The organism is Curtobacterium sp. HSID17257 (assembly GCF_003989515.1).
Taxonomy (GTDB): domain Bacteria; phylum Actinomycetota; class Actinomycetes; order Actinomycetales; family Microbacteriaceae; genus Curtobacterium.
Genome location: NZ_RBLU01000133.1, coordinates 1 through 7,554, shown reverse-complemented (window position 1 = coordinate 7,554; position 7,554 = coordinate 1). Strand labels below are relative to the sequence as shown.

Annotated in this window: 7 protein-coding genes and 2 pseudogenes; 3 read left to right on the top strand and 6 right to left on the bottom strand. The window is 72.6% G+C overall.

Features of this window, described 5'->3' with window-relative positions; genetic code table 11:
- Nucleotides 1-267: pseudogene (locus D8M35_RS14475) on the bottom strand (phosphotransferase); the annotation flags it as partial.
- A gap of 116 nt (nt 268-383) precedes the next feature.
- On the bottom strand, nt 384-1,085 hold the full coding sequence (locus tag D8M35_RS14470; RefSeq protein WP_161972680.1) for a ScbR family autoregulator-binding transcription factor: 702 nt from the start codon (nt 1,083-1,085) through the stop codon (nt 384-386).
- Nucleotides 1,086-1,164: 79 nt separating this feature from the next.
- On the opposite strand from D8M35_RS14470, the gene D8M35_RS14465 reads away from it, so the two are divergent.
- A complete protein-coding gene (locus D8M35_RS14465; protein WP_161972679.1) occupies nt 1,165-1,596 on the top strand; it encodes a hypothetical protein in 432 nt (143 codons plus the stop codon).
- Between the two features lie 54 nt (nt 1,597-1,650).
- Here D8M35_RS14465 and D8M35_RS14460 read toward each other — a convergent pair whose 3' ends face one another.
- Nucleotides 1,651-2,802: a PP2C family protein-serine/threonine phosphatase gene (locus tag D8M35_RS14460; RefSeq protein WP_126892474.1), complete on the bottom strand. Its 1,152-nt coding sequence runs from the start codon at nt 2,800-2,802 to the stop codon at nt 1,651-1,653.
- Nucleotides 2,799-3,575, bottom strand: coding sequence for a ThuA domain-containing protein (locus tag D8M35_RS14455; protein WP_174234760.1), 777 nt, complete (start codon nt 3,573-3,575; stop codon nt 2,799-2,801). The genes D8M35_RS14460 and D8M35_RS14455 overlap by 4 nt, the downstream gene beginning before the upstream one ends.
- A 112-nt stretch (nt 3,576-3,687) precedes the next feature.
- Here D8M35_RS14455 and D8M35_RS14450 point away from each other — a divergent pair, with 112 nt between their 5' ends.
- The gene (locus D8M35_RS14450; protein WP_126892473.1) at nt 3,688-4,140 is read left to right on the top strand and encodes a DUF3817 domain-containing protein; all 453 of its coding nucleotides are present in this window, start codon (nt 3,688-3,690) and stop codon (nt 4,138-4,140) included.
- Between the two features lie 257 nt (nt 4,141-4,397).
- On the opposite strand, the gene D8M35_RS14445 is transcribed toward D8M35_RS14450, so the two are convergent.
- Together D8M35_RS14445 and D8M35_RS14440 are read right to left on the bottom strand one after the other, a co-directional pair.
- On the bottom strand, nt 4,398-6,608 hold the full coding sequence (locus tag D8M35_RS14445; protein WP_126892472.1) for an NADP-dependent isocitrate dehydrogenase: 2,211 nt from the start codon (nt 6,606-6,608) through the stop codon (nt 4,398-4,400).
- A 114-nt stretch (nt 6,609-6,722) separates the two neighbouring features.
- Nucleotides 6,723-7,211: a hypothetical protein gene (locus D8M35_RS14440; protein WP_126892471.1), complete on the bottom strand. Its 489-nt coding sequence runs from the start codon at nt 7,209-7,211 to the stop codon at nt 6,723-6,725.
- Between the two features lie 162 nt (nt 7,212-7,373).
- Between D8M35_RS14440 and D8M35_RS14435 the strand changes: the two are divergent.
- Nucleotides 7,374-7,554, top strand: a pseudogene (locus tag D8M35_RS14435) (hypothetical protein); the annotation flags it as partial.

The following is a 7,554-nucleotide window of genomic DNA, read 5'->3' as shown; positions in this document are numbered from 1 at the left end:
GGTGCGGACGGGCTCCGGGAGCGGCGCGGCGTCGCCGACCAGCGCGGCGATCGTCGGCAGCCAGCGCTGCTCGTGCTCGACCAGGGTGGCGGCGGCTGCGCGGCGGGGCATGCGCACGGCCAGGGTCTCCCCGGCACGGACCACGACGTTGTCCCACCCGCTCGCGACGACCCGCAGGGGCAGGTCGGCGAGGTCCGGGTGCTGGTCGCGGAGCAGTGCGGCGACGAGCGCGACGTCGACGTGGAACTCGGCGGCCGGGGTGCCCATCACGCCAGGGTAGGGCGGCGGTGCGATCCCCGCGAACGTGGGGCTGCTGCGGAAACGTACTCCTTGGTATCCTCCAAGGGAAGTGACGTGGGTGTCCCTGGGGGGACCCGCGTCGCTCAGACCTCCCCAGGGCCCGGGTCAGCCGCCTGCGGGCCTCGGTCCTCGGGCGCGCCGGGTCGGATGATCGCCACGAGTCGCGGCACGTCCGGCCGGGTCCGGTCGCTGGCGATCGCCGTCAGCAACACCGTCCACAGCTCACGGAGCCGCTCGAACAGGTCGGCGCGGTCGTGCAGCATGTCCGAGAACATCTGGACGCCCGCCACCGCCGGGCTCACCACCTGGCCGATCACCCGCGGGTCCCACGACGGGTCGACCTCGCCCGCGTCGATCGCACGTCGGATGAGGTCGGCGGTGTGTTCGACCCAGTACTCGTGGGGGCGGTCACGTGGGATCGCCCGGGCGTTCGGGTCGGTGGCGAGCCGGAGTCCCGCACGGACCACGACCTCCTCCACCATCTGGGTGGCAACGCCCTGCGACATCCACATCAGGGACTCGAGCGGCGAGGTCGACCGGGTGGCCGCGACCTCGGCGTAGCGCCGGGAGATCTCGTCCTGCCCGGCGATCACCGCGCTGGCGATGTCGACCTTCGACCGGAAGTGGAAGTACAGCGCACCCTTCGTCATGCCGGCGCGCTCGGCGACCCCGTCCATCGACGCGCCCACGAACCCGCGCTCGTCGAACTCGGCCGCCGCCGCCCCGATGAGGGCCGCACGGGTCGCGACCGCCCGCTCCTGCCTGACCCGGCCGTCCTGCGCCATGCCCTCGATGCTAGCCAGCCGGTGCTGCGGGAAGGAGGCCCTCAGGGGACCCCCCGAGCGCTGCCGTACGGTGACCGGCATGGACGGATGGCGGGACCCGCGGCGCTGGGTACGGGCGGGACGGTGGCTGCTGCTGCCGATCGCCGTGCTCGACTGGGTGGCGCTCGCTCCGCAGCCCGTCGTCGTCATCGCGTTCCTGGTCGCTGTGCTCGGCATGGCCGGCATGGCGGCCGCGCTGGTCGTCCGGATGCTGCACCGCTCCCGCGGCGCGATGGCAGGACTCGGGGTGGTGCTGCTCCTCGGCGGGCTCGTCGTCCTCGGGCTCGACCCGTTCCCCGGCACCGTGCCGTTCCTCGACCCGTGGTGGCCGGACGCGATCACGCAGCCGCAGGTCGTCGGCAGCGCCTACTGGAAGACCGCCGGCCTCGGCGTCGAACTCGCCGGCTTCGCGCTCCTGGCCACGCTGCTCGTCGCCGCCGCGACCGGTCGCCCGGCTCCGCGGGGTCGCTGAACCGCTCGGTCGACCGGAGCCGCTGGACCGCCTGCTCCCCCGGGCTCCGTGCGGTCAGGTGCGCGTGAGCACCACGACGGCGACGCCTGGGCCGCTGCCACCGATCGGCACGAGCGACCGGACGTGCCCGACGAGGTCCCCGGGGTGGGCCACCGCCGTCGCCGCGAGGGCCTGCGCGTCGCCGATCCCGTCGAGTGCCAGGGTGCCGTCGGTGACGAGCACCAGGCGGTCCCCCGGCGCGAGGTCGAGGGCGCCGACGGTCCGGGGCACGGATCCGGGCTGCAGGCCGATCGGCAGGTCCGTGGACCGGAGCGCCGTCGCGGTCCCGTCGGCCCGCACGTGCAGTGCCGGACCGTGTCCGGCACCGACCCACTCCGCGTGACCCGTCGTCGGGTCGAGGCGCACGTGCAGGAGTGACCCGACGGCGCCGACGGCCGACAGGTCGGGGGCGAGCTGCGCCTCCAGGCCGGTGAGGGCGTCTCGGAGCGCCAGGTCGCCGCGCGCGACGACCGCGGCCCGCACCGAGGCGGCGAGGAGCGCGGAGGCCCGACCCGCAGCGGAGACCGTCCCGACCGTGACCTGGACCGTCCCGTCAGCAGCGGCGCGCCAGTCGACCAGGTCGCCGCCGTGCTCGTCCGGCTCGAGGAACCCGTCCACCGAGGCACCCGGCACCGTGACCGGGTCGGGCACCAGCCCGGTGAGGACGCGCCGCACCCGGCCGCGCTCGATCGAGTGGCCGAGCTCGCGCTCCGCCCACCGAGCGAGGTCCCCGAGGAGCGCGAGGTCCTCGTCCGAGAAGACCCGGGGCTGCGCGTCCATCACGCACAGCGTCCCCACGCGCGTGCCGTCCGGCATCGTCAGCGGCGCGCCGGCGTAGAAGCGCACCCCGTACTCGGTCACGGCGGGCGTGTCGGCGAAGCGGACGTCGAGGAGCGTGTCCGGGATCACCATCGGTCCGGGCGTCAGCACGGTCGTCGCGCAGAACTGCCCGGTGGCGGGCACGCTCGTGCCCTGCTGGAACCCGTACGTCGACTGCGTGGTGACGAGGTCGGCGTGGACGAGGTTGAGGAACGTCAGCGGGACGCCGAAGGCCTCGTGGGTCATGCGGGTGATGCGGTCGAAGCGCTCCTCCGGGCCGGAGCCCAGGACGGCGAGCGCCTCGATCACCGCGGTGCGCCTGTCCGCACCGTCGAGCTGGTTGGTCACCCCTCCTGTGTACCCGCACCCGCGCCGAGGAACCAGTCCCGCGGGTGGGGGTCGGCGGTCAGCTCGCGCCGCTCGGACACCGGAGCGGCCCAGGCCGCCGCGTTCGCGAGCACCCGCTGGACGTCCGGGTGGTGGTAGACGGGGTACTCCTGGTCGCCCGGCGAGAAGTAGAACACCCGGCCGAGACCGCGGCGGTAGGCGACACCGGAGCGGAAGACCTCGCCGCCGGCGAAGGTCGACAGGAAGACCTCCTCGTCGGGGCGCGGGATGTCGAAGTACTCGCCGTACATCTCCTGGCGGTCGATGACGATCGGGTGCGGGACGCCGGCGGCGATCGGGTGCTCGGGCGCGATCGTCCAGACGAGCTCGCGCTCCCCGTCGTTCCGCCACTTCAGCGAGCACGTGGTGCCCATCAGCCGGGTGAACGGCTTCGAGTAGTGCCCGGAGTGCAGCACCACCAGGCCCATGCCGGCGTGCACGGCCTCGACGACGCGGGTGACGACCTCGTCCGAGACGTCCTGGTGCGCGACGTGTCCCCACCAGAACAGCACGTCGGTCTGCGCCAGGCGCTCCGCGGTGAGACCGTGCTCGGGCTCCTGGAGCGTGGCGGTGCTCACCGACGCTTCGGGGTGGTGCTCCCGGAGTGCGGCGGCGATGACGGTGTGCATGCCGTCGGGGTAGTGCCCGAGCACGGTCGCGTCACCGCGGCTCTCGTGCACGTTCTCGTTCCAGACGACGATGTTCAGGGGACGGCTCTCGGTCGGCGCTGACATGTCCCCGACGCTACCCGCTCCCCCGGTCGAATCGATACGACCGGCGGTGTGTCGGGGATGTGGCGGGGGCGTGTCAGGGCTTCTCCCGGACGGGTGCGCGACCATGTGGGGCATGACCCCTCGCTCCCTGTTCCGCGCCGCCGCGGTGGCCGAACTCGTGACCTGGACGCTCCTGATCGCCGGGATGGTGCTGAAGTACGGGCTGGACGCCGGCGACTGGGGCGTGCGAGTCGGCGGGAGCATCCACGGCTTCGTGTTCCTGGCGTACCTCGTGGTCACCACGGTCGTCGCGGTGAACCAGCGGTGGTCGGTCGGGGCACTCGTGCTCGGGTGGGTCAGCGCCGTCGTGCCGTACGCCACCGTGCCGTTCGAGGTCGCCGTCGCCCGGCGCGGCATGCTCGAGGGCCCCTGGCGACGCTCCCCGGACGACCGGTCGGGCATCTGGGACCGGCTGCTCTTCTTCGTGGTGCGGCGCCCGGCGGTGGCGGCGGGCATCGGTCTCGTGGCCGTCGCGCTCGTGTTCTCCGCCCTGCTGGTCGTCGGCCCTCCGGTCCCCAAGGGCTGACGCGGCGCCGCGGCGGCCGTCACCCCGTCGGTGCGGCGGTGCGGCGGTGCGGCGGTGCGGCGGAGCGGCGGCGCGGCGAGCGGGCGAGACACGCCGCTCACGTCCGCCGAGCGGGTGCGTTCCGTCGCGTCCGGGTGCCGAGCGAGACAGATCTGGCCCGCTCGGGCACCCGAGCGGGCCGGTCGGGACGCGCCCCACGACGGACGGGAGGCGCGGTACCAGCCGGCACCGCGCCTCCCGTTGCGTCGGGTCGTCGCCTACAGGGCGGCGAGCGCCTCGTTGAGGGTGGCGGACGGCCGCATCACGGCGTTCGTCTTCGCCGTGTCGGGGCGGTAGTACCCGCCGATGTCGGCCGGCCGACCCTGCACCGCGTTGAGCTCGTCGACGATCTGCGACTCGTGCTCGTCGAGCTGCGTCGACAGGCCCCGGAACGCGGCCGCGAGCTCCGTGTCCTCGGTCTGCCGGGCGAGCTCGTCGGCCCAGTACTTCGCCAGGTAGAAGTGGCTGCCGCGGTTGTCGATCGTGCCGATCTTGCGTCCCGGCGACCGGTTCTCGTCGAGGAACGTGCCCGTGGCGCGGTCGAGCGTGTCCGCGAGGACCTTCGCCCGCGCGTTGCCGGTCACACCCGCGAGGTGCTCGAACGACACCGCGAGCGCGAGGAACTCACCCAGGGAGTCCCAGCGCAGGTAGTCCTGCTCGACGAGCTGCTGGACGTGCTTCGGGGCCGACCCGCCGGCGCCGGTCTCGAACAGGCCGCCACCACCGAGCAGCGGCACGACGGAGAGCATCTTCGCCGAGGTGCCGAGTTCCATGATCGGGAACAGGTCGGTGAGGTAGTCGCGGAGCACGTTGCCCGTGACCGAGATGGTGTCCTCGCCGCGGCGGATCCGCTCGAGCGAGAAGCGCATGGCGTCCTCGGGTGCCATGACCTCGATCTGCAGGCCGTCGGTGTCGTGGTCGCCGAGGTACGTGCGGACGAGCCCGATCAGGTTCGCGTCGTGCGCACGCGTCTCGTCCAGCCAGAACACGGCGGGCGTCCCCGAGGCACGGGCGCGGGTCACGGCGAGCTTCACCCAGTCGCGGATCGCGACGTCCTTCGTCTGGCAGGCGCGCCAGATGTCGCCCTGCTCGACGTCGTGCTCGATGACCGTCTCACCGGAACTCGTGACGACGCGGACCTTACCGTCGCCCGGCAGCTCGAAGGTCTTGTCGTGCGAGCCGTACTCCTCGGCCTTCTGCGCCATGAGTCCGACGTTGGGCACGGACCCCATGGTCGACGGGTCGAAGGCACCGTTCGCGCGGCAGTCCTCGATGACGGCCTGGTAGATGCCGGCGTAGCTCGAGTCCGGGATGACCGCGAGGGTGTCGTGTTCCTCGCCGTCCGGGCCCCACATGTGGCCGGACGTGCGGATCATCGCGGGCATCGAGGCGTCGACGATGACGTCGCTCGGGACGTGCAGGTTGGTGATGCCCTTGTCGGAGTCGACCATCGCGAGCTCGGGGCCCGCGTCGATCCCGTCGGCGAACGCCTGCTCGATCTCCGCGCCGTTCGGCACACTGTCGAGCCCGGCGAGGATCGAGCCGAGGCCGTCGTTCGGGTTCAGCCCGGCGGCGGCCAGGTCGGCCCCGAAGCGCTCGAACACGGTCGGGAAGAACGCGCGGATGACGTGACCGAAGATGATCGGGTCGGAGACCTTCATCATCGTGGCCTTGAGGTGCACGGAGAACAGGACGCCCTGCTCCTGCGCGGCGGCGATCTGGTCGCGCAGGAACGCCTCGAGCGCGCGGACGTGCAGGACGGTGCCGTCCACGACCTCGCCCGCGAGGACGGGGATCGACTGCTTGAGCACGGTGGTGTCGCCGTCGGCGGCCACGAACTCGATCGTCAGGGTGTCGTCGGCCGGTGCGATCCACGACTGCTCGTTCGAGCGGAAGTCGTCCTTGCCCATCGTCACGACGTTCGTCCCGGAGTCGTGGCTCCAGGCGCCCATGCGGTGCGGGTGCTTCTTCGCGTAGTTCTTCACCGACAGCGGCGCGCGGCGGTCGGAGTTGCCCTCACGCAGGACCGGGTTGACGGCGCTGCCCTTGACGCGGTCGTAGCGGGCGCGGACGTCGCGCTCCTCGTCCGTGGTGGGCTCGTCCGGGTAGGCGGGCAGGTCGTACCCCTGCGCCTGCAGTTCCTTGATCGCGGCCTTGAGCTGCGGGATCGACGCCGAGATGTTCGGCAGCTTGATGATGTTCGCCTCGGGGGTCTTCGCCAGGTCCCCGAGCTCGGCCAGGGCGTCGTCCAGGCGCTGCTCGTCGGTGAGCCGCTCCGGGAACTGCGCGATGATCCGGCCGGAGAGCGAGATGTCGCGGGTCTCGACGTCGACCCCCGCAGTGCGCGCGAACGCCTCGACGACGGGCAGGAACGAGTGGGTGGCGAGGAACGGTGCCTCGTCCGTGAGCGTGTAGATGATCTTGGCCATGCTGGCGGGTACTCCCTTGTTCGACCGTGCCGGACCTCGGTCCGTCCACGGTACTCGCGGCGCGGATTCTCTCGACGTCAAGATACCGGGTCCGGGCCCTGCCGTGGGGTGGGGTCAGACCGTGATCCGGAACACCCGGACGCCGGCGGCACGCAGCCCTGCGGTGCCGAGGCGGGTCCGCATGCTCCGGAAGGGTCGCGTGAAGCCCGATCGGGCCGAGGCCACGCCGATCTGGTGGAGGACCTCGGACGTCAGCGTGCGCTCGACCTTCGGCGCGAGCCTGGTCACGCCCGAGACCGTGATGACGATGCGGACGGCGTTGGGCGCGAGCAGCGGCGCGATGAGCTCGGCGGCCTCCTGCGCCCGGTGGAACGCGGGGTCGTCGCCCGGACGTCGGATCGCGATGACGGCCAGGTCGGCCTCGGCGTGGTCGTGGGGGTCGGGCAGGTCGTCCACGCCGACGACCCGCATCCTGGCAGCGTCGACCCCCGCGCGGACGGCGGAGGTCCGGAGCACAGGGAGCAGCTCCTGCGTGCCCGCGAGCACGACCTCGGCGGTCGCGAGGTCGATGGGTTCGTGGCGTTCCCGCGGCGTTCGGGCCATGGCGCAGGTCCTTCCGGTCGCTGGACTCGGACACTACCGACGCCTCGCCCAGCAGGCACGCAGCGCCGGTGACACGTCAGCGGACTGCCAGCCGTTCGGTAACGAGAAGATCACGACAGGCCCTGTACAAAGCGACAGACTCGTGCAGAATGGTCTGCGGCCATGACGACGACACACGACACCGACCAGCAGCAGCCGGAGACCCCGGTCGTGCACCTGTCCCGTCGCGCCGCCCTCGAGGCCGAGCGCGCAGCAGCCGGGAAGCCAGCTCGCCGCTCCCGCACCCCCCGTCCCGCTCGCCCGGACGTCGCCCCCACCATCGCGGCCGGCTCCCCCGCGACCA

Excerpts from the sequence above, each read along its gene's own strand:
- D8M35_RS14445 (WP_126892472.1), bottom strand. The coding sequence starts at position 6,608 with ATGGCCAAGATCATCTACACGCTCACGGACGAGGCACCGTTCCTCGCC.
- D8M35_RS14470 (WP_161972680.1), bottom strand. The coding sequence starts at position 1,085 with ATGGCGCAGGACGGCCGGGTCAGGCAGGAGCGGGCGGTCGCGACCCGT.
- D8M35_RS14440 (WP_126892471.1), bottom strand. The coding sequence starts at position 7,211 with ATGGCCCGAACGCCGCGGGAACGCCACGAACCCATCGACCTCGCGACC.
- D8M35_RS14455 (WP_174234760.1), bottom strand. The coding sequence starts at position 3,575 with ATGTCAGCGCCGACCGAGAGCCGTCCCCTGAACATCGTCGTCTGGAAC.
- D8M35_RS14465 (WP_161972679.1), top strand. The coding sequence starts at position 1,165 with ATGGACGGATGGCGGGACCCGCGGCGCTGGGTACGGGCGGGACGGTGG.
- D8M35_RS14450 (WP_126892473.1), top strand. The coding sequence starts at position 3,688 with ATGACCCCTCGCTCCCTGTTCCGCGCCGCCGCGGTGGCCGAACTCGTG.